The organism is Microbacterium sp. LWO14-1.2, from assembly GCF_038397715.1.
Classification (GTDB): Bacteria; Actinomycetota; Actinomycetes; order Actinomycetales; family Microbacteriaceae; genus Microbacterium.
The window spans coordinates 1613109-1631082 of the sequence record NZ_CP151633.1 but is presented as its reverse complement, the minus strand read 5'-3'; the positions used below and the strand labels follow the sequence as shown (position 1 = coordinate 1631082).

22 protein-coding genes are annotated in these 17974 nt (G+C 68.4%); 9 read left to right on the top strand and 13 right to left on the bottom strand.

Features of this window, described 5'->3' with window-relative positions:
• Positions 1-57: 57 nt before the first annotated feature.
• Together MRBLWO14_RS07855 and MRBLWO14_RS07850 are read right to left on the bottom strand one after the other, a co-directional pair.
• On the bottom strand, positions 58-1074 hold the full coding sequence (locus MRBLWO14_RS07855) for an ABC transporter ATP-binding protein (protein WP_341935897.1): 1017 nt from the start codon (positions 1072-1074) through the stop codon (positions 58-60).
• A 37-nt stretch (positions 1075-1111) separates the two neighbouring features.
• Complete coding sequence (locus MRBLWO14_RS07850) at positions 1112-2188, bottom strand: extracellular solute-binding protein (protein WP_341935896.1); 1077 nt, start codon at positions 2186-2188, stop codon at positions 1112-1114.
• Positions 2189-2392: 204 nt separating this feature from the next.
• On the opposite strand from MRBLWO14_RS07850, the gene MRBLWO14_RS07845 reads away from it, so the two are divergent.
• Positions 2393-2716: a hypothetical protein gene (locus tag MRBLWO14_RS07845; protein WP_341935895.1), complete on the top strand. Its 324-nt coding sequence runs from the start codon at positions 2393-2395 to the stop codon at positions 2714-2716.
• Between the two features lie 320 nt (positions 2717-3036).
• Here the strand turns inward: MRBLWO14_RS07845 and MRBLWO14_RS07840 are convergent, their stop codons facing one another.
• From MRBLWO14_RS07840 to MRBLWO14_RS07830, 3 genes are all read right to left on the bottom strand, one after another.
• Positions 3037-3207 carry a hypothetical protein gene (locus tag MRBLWO14_RS07840; RefSeq protein ID WP_341935894.1) on the bottom strand — a complete coding sequence of 57 codons (171 nt, stop codon included), beginning with the start codon at positions 3205-3207 and terminating at the stop codon, positions 3037-3039.
• A gap of 29 nt (positions 3208-3236) precedes the next feature.
• Positions 3237-3797 (bottom strand): hypothetical protein, encoded by a 561-nt coding sequence (locus tag MRBLWO14_RS07835; protein WP_341935893.1) that lies wholly within the window; start codon positions 3795-3797, stop codon positions 3237-3239.
• Positions 3798-4073: 276 nt separating this feature from the next.
• Positions 4074-4544, bottom strand: a complete 471-nt coding sequence (locus MRBLWO14_RS07830; RefSeq protein WP_341935892.1) for a hemerythrin domain-containing protein — start codon at positions 4542-4544, stop codon at positions 4074-4076.
• Positions 4545-4853: 309 nt separating this feature from the next.
• Here MRBLWO14_RS07830 and MRBLWO14_RS07825 point away from each other — a divergent pair, with 309 nt between their 5' ends.
• On the top strand, positions 4854-5405 hold the full coding sequence (locus MRBLWO14_RS07825; protein WP_341935891.1) for a hypothetical protein: 552 nt from the start codon (positions 4854-4856) through the stop codon (positions 5403-5405).
• A 163-nt stretch (positions 5406-5568) separates the two neighbouring features.
• Here MRBLWO14_RS07825 and MRBLWO14_RS07820 read toward each other — a convergent pair whose 3' ends face one another.
• Positions 5569-7047: a SulP family inorganic anion transporter gene (locus tag MRBLWO14_RS07820; RefSeq protein ID WP_341935890.1), complete on the bottom strand. Its 1479-nt coding sequence runs from the start codon at positions 7045-7047 to the stop codon at positions 5569-5571.
• A 227-nt stretch (positions 7048-7274) separates the two neighbouring features.
• On the opposite strand from MRBLWO14_RS07820, the gene MRBLWO14_RS07815 reads away from it, so the two are divergent.
• Positions 7275-7955, top strand: a complete 681-nt coding sequence (locus MRBLWO14_RS07815) for a DUF433 domain-containing protein (RefSeq protein WP_341935889.1) — start codon at positions 7275-7277, stop codon at positions 7953-7955.
• Positions 7955-8371, top strand: a complete 417-nt coding sequence (locus MRBLWO14_RS07810; protein ID WP_341935888.1) for a hypothetical protein — start codon at positions 7955-7957, stop codon at positions 8369-8371. Before MRBLWO14_RS07815 ends, MRBLWO14_RS07810 begins: the two co-directional genes overlap by 1 nt.
• A 121-nt stretch (positions 8372-8492) precedes the next feature.
• Here MRBLWO14_RS07810 and MRBLWO14_RS07805 read toward each other — a convergent pair whose 3' ends face one another.
• Complete coding sequence (locus MRBLWO14_RS07805) at positions 8493-9908, bottom strand: MFS transporter (protein WP_341935887.1); 1416 nt, start codon at positions 9906-9908, stop codon at positions 8493-8495.
• Positions 9909-9990: 82 nt separating this feature from the next.
• The gene (locus tag MRBLWO14_RS07800; protein ID WP_341935886.1) at positions 9991-10554 is read right to left on the bottom strand and encodes a helix-turn-helix domain-containing protein; all 564 of its coding nucleotides are present in this window, start codon (positions 10552-10554) and stop codon (positions 9991-9993) included.
• 238 nt (positions 10555-10792) lie between these two features.
• Between MRBLWO14_RS07800 and MRBLWO14_RS07795 the strand changes: the two genes are divergently transcribed.
• From MRBLWO14_RS07795 to panB, 3 genes are read left to right on the top strand one after another with little or no spacing between them, the layout of a single operon-like run.
• Positions 10793-11518, top strand: coding sequence for a DUF2520 domain-containing protein (locus MRBLWO14_RS07795; protein WP_341935885.1), 726 nt, complete (start codon positions 10793-10795; stop codon positions 11516-11518).
• On the top strand, positions 11515-12357 hold the full coding sequence (gene panC, locus MRBLWO14_RS07790) for a pantoate--beta-alanine ligase (protein WP_341935884.1): 843 nt from the start codon (positions 11515-11517) through the stop codon (positions 12355-12357). The genes MRBLWO14_RS07795 and panC overlap by 4 nt, the downstream gene beginning before the upstream one ends.
• Complete coding sequence (gene panB / locus MRBLWO14_RS07785; protein WP_341935883.1) at positions 12354-13223, top strand: 3-methyl-2-oxobutanoate hydroxymethyltransferase; 870 nt, start codon at positions 12354-12356, stop codon at positions 13221-13223. The genes panC and panB overlap by 4 nt, the downstream gene beginning before the upstream one ends.
• A gap of 114 nt (positions 13224-13337) precedes the next feature.
• Here panB and MRBLWO14_RS07780 read toward each other — a convergent pair whose 3' ends face one another.
• The 3 genes from MRBLWO14_RS07780 to MRBLWO14_RS07770 all read right to left on the bottom strand — a co-directional run bounded on the left by MRBLWO14_RS07780 (position 13338) and on the right by MRBLWO14_RS07770 (position 15524).
• Positions 13338-13541 (bottom strand): helix-turn-helix transcriptional regulator, encoded by a 204-nt coding sequence (locus tag MRBLWO14_RS07780; RefSeq protein ID WP_096713933.1) that lies wholly within the window; start codon positions 13539-13541, stop codon positions 13338-13340.
• Positions 13541-14029, bottom strand: coding sequence for a DUF2975 domain-containing protein (locus MRBLWO14_RS07775; protein WP_341935882.1), 489 nt, complete (start codon positions 14027-14029; stop codon positions 13541-13543). Before MRBLWO14_RS07775 ends, MRBLWO14_RS07780 begins: the two co-directional genes overlap by 1 nt.
• A 256-nt stretch (positions 14030-14285) precedes the next feature.
• Positions 14286-15524 carry an MFS transporter gene (locus MRBLWO14_RS07770; RefSeq protein ID WP_341935881.1) on the bottom strand — a complete coding sequence of 413 codons (1239 nt, stop codon included), beginning with the start codon at positions 15522-15524 and terminating at the stop codon, positions 14286-14288.
• 81 nt (positions 15525-15605) lie between these two features.
• Here MRBLWO14_RS07770 and MRBLWO14_RS07765 point away from each other — a divergent pair, with 81 nt between their 5' ends.
• On the top strand, positions 15606-15911 hold the full coding sequence (locus MRBLWO14_RS07765; RefSeq protein ID WP_341935880.1) for a transcriptional regulator: 306 nt from the start codon (positions 15606-15608) through the stop codon (positions 15909-15911).
• A gap of 144 nt (positions 15912-16055) precedes the next feature.
• Here the strand turns inward: MRBLWO14_RS07765 and MRBLWO14_RS07760 are convergent, their stop codons facing one another.
• Together MRBLWO14_RS07760 and MRBLWO14_RS07755 are read right to left on the bottom strand one after the other, a co-directional pair.
• Positions 16056-16814, bottom strand: a complete 759-nt coding sequence (locus MRBLWO14_RS07760; RefSeq protein WP_341935879.1) for an SDR family oxidoreductase — start codon at positions 16812-16814, stop codon at positions 16056-16058.
• A gap of 1 nt (position 16815) precedes the next feature.
• On the bottom strand, positions 16816-17097 hold the full coding sequence (locus tag MRBLWO14_RS07755; protein ID WP_341936179.1) for a helix-turn-helix transcriptional regulator: 282 nt from the start codon (positions 17095-17097) through the stop codon (positions 16816-16818).
• A 68-nt stretch (positions 17098-17165) separates the two neighbouring features.
• On the opposite strand from MRBLWO14_RS07755, the gene map reads away from it, so the two are divergent.
• Positions 17166-17936: a type I methionyl aminopeptidase gene (gene map, locus MRBLWO14_RS07750; RefSeq protein ID WP_341935878.1), complete on the top strand. Its 771-nt coding sequence runs from the start codon at positions 17166-17168 to the stop codon at positions 17934-17936.
• Positions 17937-17974 lie beyond the last annotated feature (38 nt).

Genomic DNA, 17974 nt, shown 5'->3' with positions numbered 1-17974 from the left:
GGGTTCTGAGGGTTCCGAGTGTTCTTCGGGTCGCGGGGTTCCTGGGCGTTCGACATGTCAGGCCGCCGGGTACTGCAGGATCCAGCGCGGGTCGACGTCGACGCGCACGGCGTCGCCCGGGTTCCACTGGCGAGCGCTCGCCGCCGCGGGAACGCTGACGTGCAGCGCCGCATCCGCCGCCGTCACCGTGTAGACGGAGTGGCTGCCGTGGTACGTGCGATCGACGACGGTTCCGTCGAGGGACGCCGGTGCGGCGGACGCATCGTCAGCGCCGGACAGATGCAGCTTCTCGGGCCGCACGTAGCTCTCGGCCTCGGCATCCACCCCTCCGCCGATCCCGGCGAGCTGCGCCGGGGTGAGACGGTTGTTCTCGCCGATGAAGCGGCACACGAACGGGGTGGCGCTGCGGTCGTAGATCTCCTCGGGCGTTCCCACCTGCTGCAGGGTGCCCGCGTCGAGCACGGCGATGCGGTCGCTGAGGGTCAGCGCCTCCTCCTGGTCGTGCGTGACGTACACCGTGGTCACGCCGACCTCGTGCTGCAGGTCTTTGAGCTGCTCGCGCAACTGCACCCGCAGCTTCGCGTCGAGGTTCGACAGCGGCTCGTCGAGCAGCAGGATGCTGGGGGTCAGCGCGAGCGCGCGGGCGATGGCCACGCGCTGCTGCTGGCCGCCCGAGAGCTCCGACACGTTCTTCTCGAGCTGCGACAGCGCGAGACCGGTGCGGTCGGCGACCTCATCGACGCGGCGGCGCTGCTCGGCCTTCGACGTCTTCTGGATCGAGAGTCCGAACGCGATGTTCTCTCGGACGTTCATGCTCGGGAACAGCGCGTAGTTCTGGAACACCATGCCCACGCCGCGCTTCTCGCTCGGCACGCGCGTCACGTCGCGACCGGCGATGTGGATGCGTCCGCCGGTGGGCTCGACGAACCCGGCCAGCGTGCGGAGGGCCGTGGTCTTGCCGCAACCCGAGGGACCCAGGAGGGTGAAGAACTCACCCTCCCGGATCTCCAGGTCGAGGTGCGAGACCGCGCGGTGATCGCCGAAGGCGACGTCGACGTCTTCGAAACGGATCATGGTGTCTTCCTCGATCGTGTCGTGTCGTGTGCGGGGGTCAGCCGATGTACTCGAGCGTGACCTTCTCGACCCAGGCGCCGAGGTTCTCGCTCACGAAGCCGAAGTCGATGTCCTGACGGGGGAGCGAGTCCATGAGCTCGACGACCTCGGGGTTGGCCTTGTCGACCGCGCCCTCGTTGACCGGCATGGCGTTGAACTCGGCGGCGAACTCGCCCTGCACCTCCGCGCTGCCGAACCAGTCGATGAACTCCTGAGCCTTCGCCTCGTTGTCGGTGCCGGCGATCTGCGCGATCTGCTCGGTCACGTACGGCACGCCGTAGTCGGGGACGATCATGCCGGTCGAGGTGCCGTACTCGGCGTCACGCGCGGCGATGCCGCTCGACGGGAGCACACCGTAGTCGACCTCGTCGCGCGAGATGCGCGCGTACAGGTCGGTGCCCTCGACCGCGGGGGAGCCGTTCGCGTAGTACGACTTCACCAGGTCCCAGCCCTCGTCACTGACGCCCAGGTCGCCGTCCTCGTCGAGGTGGCGGGAGAGGATGCCGGCGAGCACGAGCTGCGGCGTCGCCTGGCCCAGTGCGGGGTTGACCTCGTAGCGGCCCGCGTACTCCTCGTCGGTCCACAGGTCCTCCTCGTCGGAGGGGGCGTCGGAGATGCGGTTCTCGTCGTAGACCGTCACGATCGCCTGCTGCACGAGCGGCCAGAACGCACCGTCGGCGGGGTCGCCCGCGTCGGCCGGAACCTCGCCGCTCCACTCGGGCTCGTACGCGGTGATGGCCTCCTCGGCCTTGAGCTGCTCGAAGAACATGTTGTTGAGCCCGAACACGACGTCGCCGACCGGGTTGTTCTTCTCGGCGATGATGCGGTTCGTCAGGTCGGCGCCGCCGAGCCCGACGATCTCGATGTCGATGCCGGCATCCGCTGCCTTCTCGGTGATCCACTCACCGCGGCCGTCGCTGTTGGAGTTCGTGTAGACGATGAGCGTGTCGTCGGAGCCACCGCCGTCGCCCGAACCGCCTTCGCCGCCGGCTTCGCCTGCGCACCCGCTCAGGGCGACGGCGGCGATCGCCGCGATCCCCAGAAGAGACCAGCGCTTGTTTCGGATGTCGACCATGGTCGCCCTTTCTCGTCATCGAGGTATGTCAGATCGACCATACCCAGAAATTGTGGCTAACGCACAATGAAGTGCGCAAATCTTGGCCGCGTTCGCGCGACCGCACTCAAGATAGGCCTCGCAGGTGAACGCGAGCCTGCACCCGGGTGAACGATCACGACTCCGATAACGTGAGAGCACACACCATGACCGGAGGGGATCACGATGTCCGCAGAAGCCACCACCACTTTCCACTCGAACGCCGACGCGGCGACCACCGCGGCTGCCGTGCAGCGCGTGCTCGCCGACAACAAGAGCAAGGTTCTCGGGCAGAGCCCCGACGGGACGCAGATCGACTTCCAGACCAAGAAGACGCTGCTGAACTGGGAGCTGCTGGGCCGCGCGAACGTCGTGCCCGCAGCATCCGGCTCCGACGTGCACCTGTCGCTGAACGTGCACCACAACCGTCCGCCGGCACTCATGGACGGCGTGAAGAACAAGAAGGCCATCGAGAAGCTCGCGGGGCAGATCCAGGCCGCGCTCGGCTGAAGTCACGCGGGGCTGCGCGGTCGTCGCGCGAGGAGCGCAGCGGCGACACGAAACGCGGTGACCGTGCTGCCGCAGTTGTGCGCTCGGGTCGCAAGGATTCCTCGGATTCCTGCGACCCGCGCGCGAAAGTGCGACCTCCGGAGGGCACCGCGACGGACCGGCCCTGATACGTGTTCAGTGCAGAGACGGAGTACTGGCGAGCGACTGTCGGCTCTCGTGAGGCGTCATGACGTCGATCCTTCGTCCCCTCGCGGGCAGTTCAAGTACACGAGAGGGCGTCGAGTTGCAGGGCCGCTCGACGCCCTCTCGGGCTGATTGCATCACTCAGGCGAGTGTTCCGATCGCGAATCCTTGTCCTTGAGGTACCACTTACGGGTGAGAAGGGTCACGACGACGACTGCCACAGCCCCTCCGATGTTCCACCAGGTGATGGGGTTGCCCGAGAAAAGAGGTAAGAAAAGGATGAAGAGCGCGATCAGCAGATTGATCACGAGTCGGCCTCTCAACGATTCCATGAGTATCAGCGCCTGCAGTTGACGGTGGTCGCGTTGACGGTCGTCCAGCCGACCGGCGGGCTGGAGATAGCTAGCCAAGGATAGTTGAACGCGACGCACTTCCCTGCGCTGTTCGCCCGGTTGACGGGGTCGATGATTTTGAAATAGGCCAACGCGATCGCCGCGCCGCAGCCGAAAGCTGCCGGGCCTGGGAGGGCACTGCAGACGACACCTGCAGCGACAGTGGCGCCCTGGTTGTTGGCGATGATCGTGGCGACACGTCTGGTTTCGGCGCGCGTCAGTTGCACGTAGTAGCCCCACCACTCGGTGCCCAAGTCGGGGGAGCGGAATCCGCTAACGGCGACTCCTGATGCATCTGAGATGATCACCGTGCCGTCGTCGAAGAGCGCGGCTTGTCCGCCTTCCGGAAGACTCAACGGGAATCGATACTCCGAGGGTGCATCAGCGTCCGAGATCTGGATGAGAGTCTGGACGCCATCCGCCGTGGGGAAACTGCTGAGCACGGCCGAATCCACCGTCGTGTTCAGCACCGCTGCACCCTGTCCGGAGTGGAGATCGTCCGACACCAGCGATGTATCCAACCAACGATCACGGTGGCCGCCAGCACCGCAGCCACACCCCCACTGATCCAGGGCCTTCGAGAGATCTGACGCATTTCATTAACCTCCGTTTGTCGTGAGCGAGAGAAAAGCTCCTCGCGGCGTCACGCTAAACAGGGTCCGCGAACGTCAGGACTCGGACACACCAAGGGCGCGTGCGGGTACACCGGTATGTCACACCCGGCGATTGGAGGACAGGACGGAAGACGACCGCTCAAGAAATGATCGTGTGCCCATGCGCGATCAGAGCGGACCGAAAACCTCTGCCGGATCCGCGTCCAGAACGAGACCGTCGAGCACGTCGAGCAGTTCGCGCTCCTCGTAGCGGAAGTGGCTTTCCATGATGGCGGCGATGCCCTCGAGATGCGAGGCCACCACGGTGTTCGCCGCGCCCGACGAGACGGCCGACTGCAGCCCGCCGATCAGATGCCCGATCATCGAGTGGTCCTGCATGAGCTTGCGGATCGTCTCGTGCAGCTCCGGATGCGCCGCACTGAGGGCGGGGAACAGCGTGCGGTCCTCGCCCTCGTGATGCCCGGTCAAGGCCACGCAGAATCCATGGCAGAACAGCAGCAGATCGCGGGATGCGACCTCTGCGGAAGCGCCGGATGCCACGGCATCCTGTGCTGTTTTCAGTGCCGCGCGCAGGCGGCGGTGCACCGCGCGCAGTTCATTCGCCCAGGCGATCAGCCTGGTCTTCTCGCCCTCAGACACGAGAGGGCGAAGAGATCGCCGTTGTCACGGTCGTCCTCCTCGGGTCCCACGCCTCCATGTCTGGCACGGACTGCCATCGACACGCGACGCTGGGGATCACGGTAGCAGGACGGGTCGACGGCGCTGCGGTCAAGCGATCCACTCTTCATCGCGCATGCGCTGGGCGCGTTCGTCCCCGTACTCTCCCGCGAGAGTTCGCTCACGCAGTTCCGGAGTATCAGATGCCGTCGACGGCCGCGGCGGGCTCTCCGCCCGCTTCGATCTCGTTAGCCTGCAAGGACGACCGCCGAGTACGAGGAGATAAAGACGATGCAATGGGGCTGGAACCCGGACACAGTAGCGGCGGTCACCACCGCACTCGCCGCGCTTGCAGCGATCGTCGCTGGCTACTTCGCGTGGGGCGCCTACGCGCTCGAGCGGCGTCGCGAGTTGATCGAGTCTGAGCGAGACAAGCGCGCGGTCGCGGAACAAGTGTCCGCTTGGGCGGAGGTTCGAGAAGAACCAGCAGGGACTCGTGTGGACATCCACGTGCAGAACCTAGCGGCGTCACCGGTGTACGAGGTCAGACTCGGAATCGAAGCCAGCGGAAAGTGCAACTACGCCGGGTGGGCGCGGGTGATTCCTCCCAGCCGCGACGTGCCGTCGGTCGTTGAGGTGACCCCGGAGCGCCTCGAGCGCTGGGATCGGTGGACGAGGTCGCGGATTCCCAAGCCTGTCCCGTACATCGAATTCACCTTCTGCGATGCGGCAGGGGCGTGGTGGCATCGCAGTGCTCGGGGAGTGCTGACCGAGATCACAGATTCCGAGAAGTATCGCTACGGTTCGGATTCGGAAACGACAGTAGGCGAGAAGGCGCGCTGAGCGCTGACAGCTGCTCGCTCGGCGATCTGCGGGAGTTGGCGCGTTTCGTCTCGCTCCGCTCGCTCAACGACCGGAGGGGCTCGGCTTCGCCGTGCTCGCTCGACGACCCGCGGCTCGCTCAACGAACCGTGGGTCGTGCTTACTCGAACCCGCCGGTCAGCCGTCACCGCATCCGCTGACTTGCGTCGTTCATCCCGACGATCTCCACGGTCTTCCCCATCGCTGCGTACTTCGTCTCGATCGCATCCAGCGCGGCGACCGTCGACGCATCCCACACATGCGACCGCGACAGATCCACGATCACCCGCGACGGGTCATCGGAGTATGAGAACAGCGTCGTCAGATCGTTGCTCGACGCGAAGAACAGCTCGCCGGTCACGGCATACGTCACCGAATCACCAGCCGACGAGACAACACGCGAAACAGACGCGAAGTGCGCCACCCGCCGCACGAACAGCACCGACGCGACCAACACTCCGCCGACGACCCCGATCGCGAGGTTGTGGGTCAGCAGCACGAGCGCGACGGTGGCGATCATGACGAACGTCTCGCTCTTCGGCATCCGCTTGAGAGTCGACGGCTTCACGGAGTGCCAGTCGAACGCGCCGATCGCGACCATGACCATGACCGCGACGAGCGCCGCCATCGGGATCGTCCCGACGAAGTCGCCGAACACGACGACCAGGACGAACAGGAACACCCCGGCGCAGAACGTCGAGATGCGGGTCCGCGCGCCGGAGGCCTTGACGCCGATCATGGTCTGGCCGATGACCGCGCAGCCGCCCATGCCGCCGAAGAATCCCGACAGCATGTTCGCGACCCCCTGTGCCCACGACTCGCGCGTCTTGTTCGAGTGAGTGTCGGTGATCTCGTCGACGAGTTTCGCGGTGAGCAGCGATTCCATGAGTCCGACGAGCGCGACCCCGAGCGCGAACGGCGCGATGATGCCGAACGTCTCCCACGTCCACGGTATGTCGGGCAGGAAGAGCGACGGCAGACTCCGCGGCAGCTCGCCCTGATCGCCGACCGTCGGCACCGTGATGCCCATCGTCAACACGACCGCGGTCACGATGATCACCGACACGAGCGGCGCCGGCACGATCTTCGTGATCCGCGGCATGACGATCATGACCAGGATGCCGAGGGCCACGAGCGGATACACGAGCCACGGCACATCGATCAGCTGCGGGAACTGCGAGCTGAACACGAAGATCGCGAGCGCGTTCACGAACCCGACCATGACGCTGCGGGGGATGAACCGCATGAGCTTCGCGACGCCGAGCACCCCGAGGATCACCTGGAAGACTCCGGCGAGAATGACGGTCGCGATGAAGTAGTCCATCCCGTACGTCGGAGCGACGGGCGCGATCACGAGTGCGACGGCTCCGGTTGCCGCGGTCACCATCGCCGGACGCCCTCCGAGGAACGCGATCGACACCGCCATGATGAACGACGAGAACAGGCCGACTTTGGGGTCGACGCCCGCGATCACCGAGAACGCGATCGCCTCGGGGATGAGCGCCAATCCGACGACGAGTCCCGCCAGAACCTCGCGCGTCAGCATCCGCGGACTCTTCAGCGCGTCGAGAACAGAAGGCTTCGCCCGATAGCGGGCACGATCATCGACCGTGAGTGCAGACATGGGGGATGCTCCAGAGAAGGGCCACGCGAATGGGGCCGACAGTCCAGAGTAGAGCGGATGCCACGGGCTCGCTGTGCTTGGCCGGGCTGTCGCAGTTGTGCGCTCGGGTCGCAGGAATTCCAGGAATCCCTGCGACCCGAGCGCGAAAGTGCGACGCCGCGACCCACGTTTCCACGGATTCAGGCCCAATCCCTGCGCGCCCGGTGCCTGCTGTCATGATTGACGACATGGCCCTGTCTCTGCTCGATCGAGCGATCTACTCCTATGGAGATGTCGATCGCCTGGTCGGGCTGCATCACGGCACTGCCCGTCGTTGGCTCGACGGTTACAGCCGTGCGGGCAAGTTCTACGAACCGATCCTTCGTGAGTCCTCGACGGGAACAGACTCCGTGACCTGGGGGGAGATGGTCGAGGCCCGTCTCCTCGCCGAGTTCCGTAATCGAGACGTGACGGTGCAGAAGCTCCGCCCGGCGATCGAGCGGCTTCGCGAGCAGTTCGGGCGCTATCCACTCGCTCTTGCGCGCCCTTTTCTCGAAGTCGAGGGACGGGAGCTGGTGCAGGTGGTTCAGGAACAGGTCGGTCTCGACAAGTCCCTGCAGCTCGTCGTCGTCCGCAACGGGCAGAGCATCCTGACAGCTGCGACGCAGCGGTTCAGCGGTGCCGTGCAGTACGTGAACGGCGCTGCCGGAAGCATTCAGCCCGATATCCGCACCCCCGACGTCGTGATGGACCCCACTCGCACCTTCGGACAACCAGCGGTGCGCAACGTGCGCACGGAGATTCTGGCGAGCGACTACCGGGCCGGAAGCTCTCGTGACGAGCTCGCCGACCTCTACGACCTCACGGCCGGCCAAGTCGACGAGGCGCTGCGATTCGAGCTCATCATCGGCAGCGATCGAGCTGCGTGATGGTGCCGTTCTCGCCGATCTTCTTCGCGGACGAGAACACCCTGGGATTCGCCAAGATACTGCAGCGCTCCGGGCGCACCGACATCCTGTCCCCTGGCCATGATCGCCTTCCTGAGGTGCCGCTCGGAACGCCCGACTTGGACTGGATGCCGCTCGTCGGCGCGCGCGGATTCATCGTCGTCACGCGGGACCGCCGTATCCGTACGCGGCCGGCCGAGCTCGCTGCCTACCGGCAGCACGGCATCAGGTCGGTGTGGCTCGGGGCCAAGCGAGACATGCGTCCGGACGAGCAAGCAGAACTGTTCCTGCGCTTCGAGGAGCGAATCGTCCGGGAGATCATCAAGCGAGGTGCAGGGCCGTGGGCGCTGGCGTTGACCCTCACCGGTCCCCGCCCCATCCGTCTGACCGGATTCTGATCGACTGCGCTGGATTACGGCCGACCTCGGGTTGATCCTGCTATCGCAGTTGTGCGCTCGGGTCGCAGGAATTCCAGGAACGCCTGCGACCCGAGCGCGAAAGTGCGACGCGGCGCGCCCCTCAGCCCCGCCGTGCCAACCCCGCCACTGCGGCTCCGGCCACCGTGACCGCCGCCGCCCCGAGGAACAGCCACGAGAACCCGCCGGTCAGGGCCTCCGGCGCAGAGACCCCGGCCGCGGTCAGCGCCTCGGTCCGCAGCGAGGCGACCGTGCCGAGCACGGCGAGCCCGAGGGCGCCGCCGATCTGCTGGCTGGTGTTCACGAGCCCGCCGGCGAGTCCGGCCTCGCCGCCCTCGACCCCGTCGACCGACAGCTGCGTGGCGGTGACGAACGCACCGCCGAGACCGATGCCGATGAGCAGGGTGGGCCCCAGCAGCTGCGCGACGAATCCGGCATCCGCGGGCGCGAACGACAGCCACACGAGACCCGCGGCCAGCACGAGCAGCGATCCGATCAGCGTCGCGGTCAGGCCGAGGCGCTGCACGAGCGCGGGGACGACGCCGGCGACCACGACGAGCGCTCCGGCGAGGGGGAGCTGCGAGAGCCCGGTGGTGAGCGCGTCGTAGCCGAGTACCGCCTGCATGTAGACGGAGAGGGCGAAGAACAGCGCGACCATTCCGGCGCCGACGAGCAGCACGACCGCGTTGCCGATCGACAGGGTGCGGTTGCGGAACACCCCGAGCGGGACGAGCGGGGATGCCGTGCGACGCTCGATCGCGACGAACGCGGCTCCGAGCCCGACGGCGACGACGAGAAGCGCGAGAGGGAGCGGGTGCAGGATGCCGACCTGCTCGACGGCACTGAGGGCACCGACCACTGCGACGAGCGCACCGGTGATGGTGACGGCGCCCCACACGTCGAGCCTCTCGCTCGGCGACGCGGTGTCGCGCGAGATCAGCAGCGGCACGGCGACGAGCACGACGATGCCGACGGGGACGTTCACGAAGAACACCGACTGCCACCCGAACGCTCCGGTGAGCACCCCGCCGAGCAGCACGCCGGCGGCCGAGCCGATCCCGGCGACCCCGCCCCACACGCCGAGCGCCTTCGAGCGGTCACGCGCCTCGGGGAACAGCTGCGTGAGCAGTGCGAGGGCCGACGGAGCGAGCAGCGCCGCCGACACCCCCTGCAGGGCACGCGCCGCGAGCAGAATCTCGCTCGAGAACGACAGGCCGGCCAGAGCGGATGCCGCGACGAACCCCGCCGTGCCGAGAAGGAAGATCCGGCGGTGGCCGTACCGGTCGGCGAGGCGACCGCCGAGCAGCAGCAGTCCGCCGAACGCGAGGACGTAGGCCGTGATCACCCACGCCAGCGCGGCGGTGCTCATGTCGAGCTGGTCGCCGAGCACAGGCAGTGCGATGTTGACGATCGACGCGTCGAGCACGACGAGAAACTGCGCGAGAGCGAGGAAGGTCAGCGCGAGCCAGCGCCGGGTGCTCCGGGCGGTTGTAGCGGGTGCGGACGTGGTGACGGTCATGACAGACTCCTTGTCGATATCGGTGTTAGTGAGTGGTCACTCACTCGGAAGGGCATGAAGAAGCGAGCCCGGGTGGGATGGTTCATTCGGGATGACGGATGCCGTGCGCGACGATCTTCGCCCACGGCGCGCTGCTCTCGTCGACGCGCGCCGTGACGATCAGGTGACAGAGCTGCCCGTAGGCGATGAAGCGCTGCACGGCGTCGTCGCTCCCCGCCGAGCGCTGCCGCACGAATTCGGTGACCTTTGCGAGCCCGGCGCGCAGCGCCTCGCCGATCTCCGGGATCTCCGCCGCGGACTGCGCATGCACCTGCAGCATCAGCAGCGACCGGTCACGGATGAGGTCGGCGTACGCCTCGCCCATCGCATCCAGCACCTCATCGGGGGTGGGGGACTCGGCCGCATCGGCGCCCGCATCCAGAGCTTCGACGATGCGCTCGAAACACGCCTCGAGCGCTGCGACGAAGAGCTGCTCCTTGCGCGGGAACAGCTTGAAGACGTACGCCGGCGAGATCTTCGCCTCGCGAGCGACATCGGCCACGGTCGTGCGGAAGTACCCGCCCCGAGCGAACTCCACGAGTGCCGCCGCCGCGACCAGGGGGCGACGGACGTCGGCGGTCGAGAGGACAGGGGTGCGCGGGGTCATGGAAGCGACTGTACTCGCATGAGAGTGATTGGTCAATCACTCTCATGCGGCGTTCATCGGGGCCGCGGGTGCCGAATGCCTGCGAAAGCAGAATGCCTACCGGAGACGGTCAGTATCGTGGATAGTGACGCATCTAGCATCCATTCTGATTGTCGTCTTGATCCCGCATTTGGTGGCCGCGCCCCGCACAGCGGATACTCGACGCATCCGCTCCGACCACTTCGGGGCAGCTCACATCATGACCTCCACGCCTTCTCCCGCCCTCGCGCCGACCATCGCCGTCCTCGGCGCCGGACGGCTCGGCACCGTCCTCGCCGGCGCCCTGCGCGCGGCCGGCTTCACTGTCCATGGCCCTCTCGGGCGCGACGCGGAGTTCTCGACCGTCGACCTCGCGATCCTCTGCGTGCCGGATGCTGCGATCTCTGACGCCGCGGCAACCGCCCGCCCGCAGGCCCACCGCCTCGCCCACGTCTCCGGGGCCACCGGGCTCGGCGGCGTCGACCTCAGCATCCATCCCCTGCAGACGTTCACGGGAGGGGAACCGCCCGAGGTGTTCGCCGGAATCGGGGCCGCCGTCGACGGACGAACGGATGCCGATCTCGCACTCGCCACGGAGATCGCCACGACCCTCGGCATGCACCCGTTCCGGGTCGACGACACCCACCGCGCGAGCTATCACGCCGCGGCATCCTTCGCGTCGAACTTCGTGCTCACGGTGCTCGACGCGGCCGAGGAGCTTGCGAACGAGGCCGGCGTGGAGCGCGCGCACCTCGTGCCGCTCGTGCGGCAGACCGTCGAGAACTGGGCCGCGTCCGGCGCGGCTGCCGTGCTCACCGGGCCCATCGCCCGAGGCGACGAGGCGACCGTGGCACGGCAGCGCGCGGCATCGGGTCACCTGGGCGACCTCTTCGACGCGCTCGCCGCGGCGACGCGCGACCTCGCCGGACGGAAGGACGACGCATGAGGATCCTTCGGACGATCGCCGAGGTGCGCGCCGCTGTCGGCGACGCGAAGGCCGCCGACCAGAGCGTCGGACTCGTTCCCACCATGGGGGCGTTCCACGAGGGACACCTGTCGCTCATGCGCGCGGCGCGAGAGCAGACCGACCTCGTCGTCGTCTCGCTCTTCGTGAACCCGACTCAGTTCGCGCCGAACGAAGACCTCAGCACCTACCCGCGCGACGAGGCCCGTGACGCTGCGCTCGCCGAGACGGAAGGCGTCGACATCCTCTTCGTGCCGGATCCGTCGGAGATGTACCCCGACGGCTTCGCGACGACCATCCACGTCGCGGGCATCACCGACGTCCTCGACGGCGCGAGCCGCGGCGCCCACCACTTCGACGGCGTCGCGACCGTCGTCACGAAGCTCTTCGGCATCGTGCGCCCCGACACTGCATACTTCGGGCAGAAGGATGCGCAGCAGGTGCTCGTCGTGCGCCGCGTCGTGCGCGACCTCGACCTCGGGGTGCGGATCGTCGCCTGCCCGATCGTGCGCGAGTCCGACGGACTGGCGATGAGCTCGCGCAACGTCTATCTCGACGCGGATGCTCGGTCGCAGGCCGCCGCGCTGAACCGGGCGCTGGATGCGGGGGAGACGGCGCACCAGTCCGGAGGCGAGATCGTGCCGGCGGCCCTCGCGACGCTGGCAGATGCGGGGATCGAGCCCGAGTACCTGGAACTCCGGGATGCTGAGACGCTCGAGCCCGTCGCTCGCGCCGACCGCGACGCTCTGCTGCTCGTCGCCGCTCGCGTCGGCGCCGCCCGCCTGATCGACAACCACCTGCTGAGGGGAAACCCCGGATGAGCGCGCACGCCGCCCCGACCCGCCGCCTGACGATCGCCGATCTCGCTCGCAAGAAGGGCGCGGGTGAGCCGATCGTCATGGTCACCGCCTACGATCATCCCGGCGCGCGGATCGTCGAGGAGGCCGGGGTCGACATGGTGCTGGTCGGCGACTCCGCCGCGATGACCGTGCTCGGCTACGACAGCACCGTGCCCGTCACGATCGACGAGATGCTCATGCTCACGAAGGCCGTGCGGCGCGGACTGTCGCGCCCCCTGCTCGTGGGCGATCTGCCGTTCGGTTCGTACGAGGGCTCCGATGCCCTCGCACTCGAGACCGCGCAGCGCTTCGTGAAGGAAGCGGGGGTCGATCTCGTGAAGATCGAGCGCGGGGGAACGACGGTCGATCGCGCCCGCGCACTGGTGAATGCCGGCATCCCCGTCGTCGGACACGTCGGCCTCACGCCGCAGACCGCGACCGCGCTCGGTGGCTTTCGCGCGCAGGGGCGCACCGCCGAGGCCGCGCTCGCCGTGATCGACGACGCCCTCGCGCTGCAGGATGCCGGAGTCTCGCTGCTCGTGGTCGAAGCCGTGCCCTCGGCGGTGACGGCGGCGCTCATGCCGTTGCTGCGCGTGCCGGTGATCGGCATCGGAGCGGGCGCGGATGCCGACGGCCAAGTGCTCGTGTTCCACGACCTGCTGGGCATCTACGACGGACCGGCTGCCGCTTTCGTCAAGCGGTATGCCGAGGTGCGGGCGGCGTCGGTCGCCGGAGTCGCGGCCTACGCGAGCGAGGTGCGGTCGGGGGAGTACCCCGCTCCCGAGCACGGGTACGGGATGCCGGAGGCCGAGGTCACGCGGCTGCAGGAGCTTCTCGCAGAGCGGTAGAACTCGTTCGTTCCCTCGGCCTTCTCGTCTTCCCTCGGCCGCGAGTCTTCCCTCGGCCGCGAGCGTGGGATGTGGCCGAGCGAACGGCATCCGGCCGCGGGAACCACCCCGCGGTCAGGGCTCCCAGCGCAGCAGGTCGCCCGGCTGGCACTCGAGCACCTCGCACAGGGCGTCGAGCGTCGTGAACCGCACCGCCTTCGCACGGCCATTCTTCAGCACCGCGAGGTTCGTGGGCGTGATGCCGATGCGCTCGGCGAGCTCGCCGACGCTCATCTTGCGCCGGGCCATCATCACGTCGATGTCGACCACGACCGGCATCAGATCACCTCGTTGTCGAGCTCGGACCGCAGCGATCGCGCCTCGACGTCGCGGTCGATCGCCTGCCGCAGCAGCGCCTTCATCACCACGACGAGCAGCGCCATGCCGCACAGCACGAGTCCGGCGCCTCCGATCAGCGCGACGATCCCCGGTGCTGCATCGCCCGGAGCCAGCAGCGCCGCGAACGCGAACGTCAGCACTGCCGCGGCGAGGATCGCCCCGATGATCACGTCGACCAGCCGGAACGAGGATGCCGAGAAGATCGACCCCCGCCGCACGCGCGTCAACAGCATCCACACGCAGATCCCGAACACCTGCATCGTGCCGACCCCCAGCACGATGAGGCCCACGATCGCAACGCGCCCCCACAGCTCCTCGGCCCCCAGATCCAGCCAGAGCATCGGTGCGACGAGCGCCTGCACCGCGACCGACCCCAGCAGCGCGATCGCGATCAGGACCCGCAGCACGAGGATCGTCACTCGTCCCATGTCTCACACCTCTCATCGAAGAACAACAGGAATCTATCGTTAATCGTTCGATGAGGCAACGGGGGTGGGCTGCGGCATCCTTCGCGGGGTGCGGCTGTGAAGGAGTTCACGCGTAATGAAGGAGGGTTTCGGGTGGATCGTCCTTCGTTGCGTGTGATCTCCTTCGTTGCGCGCGCGGGGGGCGGCGAGAAGGGCGGGGCGGGGCGGGCCGCAGAAGCGCGAGAGGGGCGCGGAGGGATGCCGCGGCGCAGCGCGCCTACGCGGACCGGCGCACGCGCAGCACGAGGGCGATCACGGCGAGGGCGATCACGACGGCACCGTATCCGAGGCAGACCGCGGTCAGGCCGAAGACTCCGACGAGCATTCCGGCGACGACGGCTGGGACGGCGAAGGCGAGGTAGGCGAGCACGTAGATGACGGCGAAGGCGTCGGCGCGCTCGGTCGCGGGGATGCGCGGCGCCAGGGACGCGACGACTCCCGAGAAGGCGGTGCCGAACCCCATGCCCGTGATGGCCGTGACCACGAGGTAGAACGGCAGTGATCCGGCGCTCAGCGCGATGAGCGACAGAGCGGTGCCGACCGTGAGTGCGGACGTCCCGAAGATCACCGAAGTGCGCGCAGAGCGGTGGCGGAACGCGAACGCCGTGATCGCTCCGACGCCCGCGAGCATCGCCACCGACAGGCCCTGCCAGGTGTGCGCCTCGCCGCCGAGCTCGCTGCGCACGATGGTCGCTCCGAGCGAGAGGAAGAGTCCGCCGGTCGCCCATCCGGCGATGATCGCGGGCGCTCCGCGCCAGAAGTCGCCGCGCACGGCCGACGGCACCGACAGGCGGAACCGCAGCGACGCCCAGGCGCCCGCTCGCAGGGGAGCGGTCTCGGGTGCCACGAAGAAGAGCCCGGCGAGGATGACGTAGACCGCCGTGAGCGGGGCGAACACGTCGAGCAGAGCGGCGCGCGTGAGGTCGAGGGCGATGCCGGCGAGCAGGGCGCCGAGGGCGAGGCCGATCCCCGGGCTGAGGGCGTTCCACAGGGCGGCGGTCCGAGCGCGACCGCGTGGCGCGAGGTCGAGCGCGGCGGCCGAGAGCGTCGAGATGAGCACGCCGCTCGCAGCACCCTGCAGGATGCGGGCGAGCATGAGCGTCACGACCGTGTCCGCACGCCAGAACAGCAGCATGCTCGCCGCGAGGAGCAGGAATCCGGCGATCGCGACCGGCCGGCGGCCCACGTGGTCCGACAGCGAGCCGGCCGTGAGCAGCGCCAGCAGCAGCGCGATCGCGTACACCGCGAACACGGCGCTGATGACGATCGCGTCGAAGCCGATCTCGGCCGCGAGCACGGGGTAGAACGGCGACGGCGCGCTCGCGCCGGTCATCATGGCGATCTGCGCGACGATCGCGAGCGCGAAACCGAAGCGATGGCGACGGCTGCCGGGCTGCGCGTCGGCGGGGGTCGCGGCGGATGTCGACGCGGAGGTGGCGATCGGCGCGGTGGTCATGGGGCTCCTGTTCGGTTCGAGAATCATCGAACCTTGGCGAGCGTACTCGCCCTCGCGCGATTGTTCAACTATTCTCGAACCATGCCTGGTGACCTGCCGCACCCCGAGCGCTCCGACATCCAGCTCACGGACGTGCTCTTCGCCCTCAGCGACCCCGAGCGCCTCGCCATCGCCCGCCAGCTCGCCGGCGGTCCGCTCGACATGGCCGCCTGCCACGCCACCGACCCGAACCTGCCGAAGTCGACCAAGTCGCATTTCATGAAGGTGCTGCGCGAAGCGGGCGTCATCCGCAACGAGCCGAACGGGCGACGGCGGATGCTGACACTGCGCCGCGACGACCTCGACGCCCTCTTCCCCGGGCTCCTCGATTCCGTGCTGCGCGGCTGACGCGGCATCCTCCCGTCTCTCCGCCGTGCGCTGCGGTCGCAGATTCGCGTCCGCGTCGCACGGATGCGCGGCAGACCTGCGACGCAGACGCACAAGTGCGACGCGCGCGCGACGCTCACCACAAGTGCGACGCACGCGCGGCGCTCACCGGAAGTACGACGCCCCGTTCAGGTCGAGCACCGCGCCTGACGCCCACACGGCCCCCGGCGACGTGAGATAGGCCACGGCCTCGGCGACCTCCTGCGGGGTGCCGACGCGATCGAACGGGCTCTGCCCGCGGATGCCGTCGCCCCCGGCTCCCTCGAGCTTCGGCGTCTGCCGGTCGGTGGCGATCATGCCTGGAGCGACCGACGCGACCGAGATGCCGTGCGGCGCGAGCACGAGCGCCATCGACTGCCCGAACGCCTGGAGTCCGGCCTTCGTCGCCGCGTAGGCGGGGTGGTCGGCCTCGCCGCGGAACGCTCCGCGCGACCCGATGTTCACGATCGCCCCGCCGTCGCCGCGCGCGATCATGTGCTGCGCGACGAGCATCGTCACGTTCGAGGCGCCGACCAGGTTCACGGCCGTCATCTGCGCCCACGCCTGCTGCCAGGCCTCGTAGGTCGTCGCATCGACGCGGTGCTCGTTCGCCGCACTCGGCGCGACGGCCGCATTGTTCACCAGGATGCTGAGCGACCCGAGCGCCGCGATCGCGGCATCCACCACGTCCCGGGCACCCGCCGGATCGCCGAGGTCTCCGCCGACGATCGCGTGCCCCGAGCCGTCGAGCGACGCGAGAGTCTGCTCCGCGGCGTCGCGGTCGGCGCCGTAGTGCACCGCGACCCGGTCGCCGCGGCGGGCGAAGGCCTGCGCGACAGCGCGGCCGATGCCGCGCGAGCTGCCGGTGACGAGAGCGGTCGCCATGTCAGGACGCGACGCGTCCGCGGGCGTCGCGCACGTCGCGGATCGGCTCGATCTCGGCCCACACCGCGTCGAGAGACAGGTGCAGCACGCCGGCGATCGCGGCGATCGTCGGGAACGCCGGAGTGGCGACGCGGCCGGACTCGATCTTGCGCAGGGTCTCGGGTGAGACGCCGGCGTCGAGCGCGACGCTCAGCATCGATCGCTCGCCGCGAGCGCGACGCAGCAGGGCGCCGAGGCGCTCTCCCCGCTCGACTTCGGCGGGGCTCAACGGCAGGCGGACCATCATGCGCCCATTCTAATACCGGGATAGTATTACCGGGATAGTTATCGCAACGATGGGCGGCGCAGCACATGATCGAGATCCTCAACCACGACCAGCTCGAGCGGGCACGAGACACCGGGGCTCTCGTCGGCGGCATCCTGCAGACGCTGAAGCAGCGCACCGCGGTCGGCGTGAACCTGCTCGACCTCGACCGGTGGACCAGAGAGCTGATCGAGGATGCCGGAGCCGAGTCCTGCTATGTCGACTACGCCCCGTCGTTCGGCCGCGGACCCTTCGGCCACTACGTCTGCACCGCGGTGAACGACGCCGTGCTGCACGGCATGCCGCACGATCGCGTGCTCGCCGACGGCGACCTGCTCACGCTCGACCTCGCCGTGAAGCTCCACGGCGTCGCGGCCGACGCGGCGATCAGCTTCGTGGTCGGCGAGCACGCGGCATCCGCCGATCTGGCCCTCATCGACGCGACCGAGCGCGCCCTCGCCGCCGGGATCGCCGCCGCCGGGCCCGACGCGCGCGTCGGCGACCTGTCGCACGCGATCGGCACCGTGCTGAGCGAGTCCGGATATGAGATCAACCTCGAATTCGGCGGGCACGGCATCGGATCGACCATGCACCAGGATCCCCATGTCGCGAACGACGGACGCCCCGGTCGCGGGTACCGACTGCGTCCCGGACTGCTGCTCGCACTGGAGCCCTGGGTCATGGCCGACACCGCCGAGCTCGTCACCGACGCCGACGGCTGGACCCTCCGCAGCGCGACCGGATGCCGTACCGCCCACACCGAGCACACGATCGCCATCACGGACGACGGCGCGGAGGTGCTGACGCGCGCCCGCTGACGCTCGCCCGCTGACGCGCGCCCGCTGACTCGGAAGAC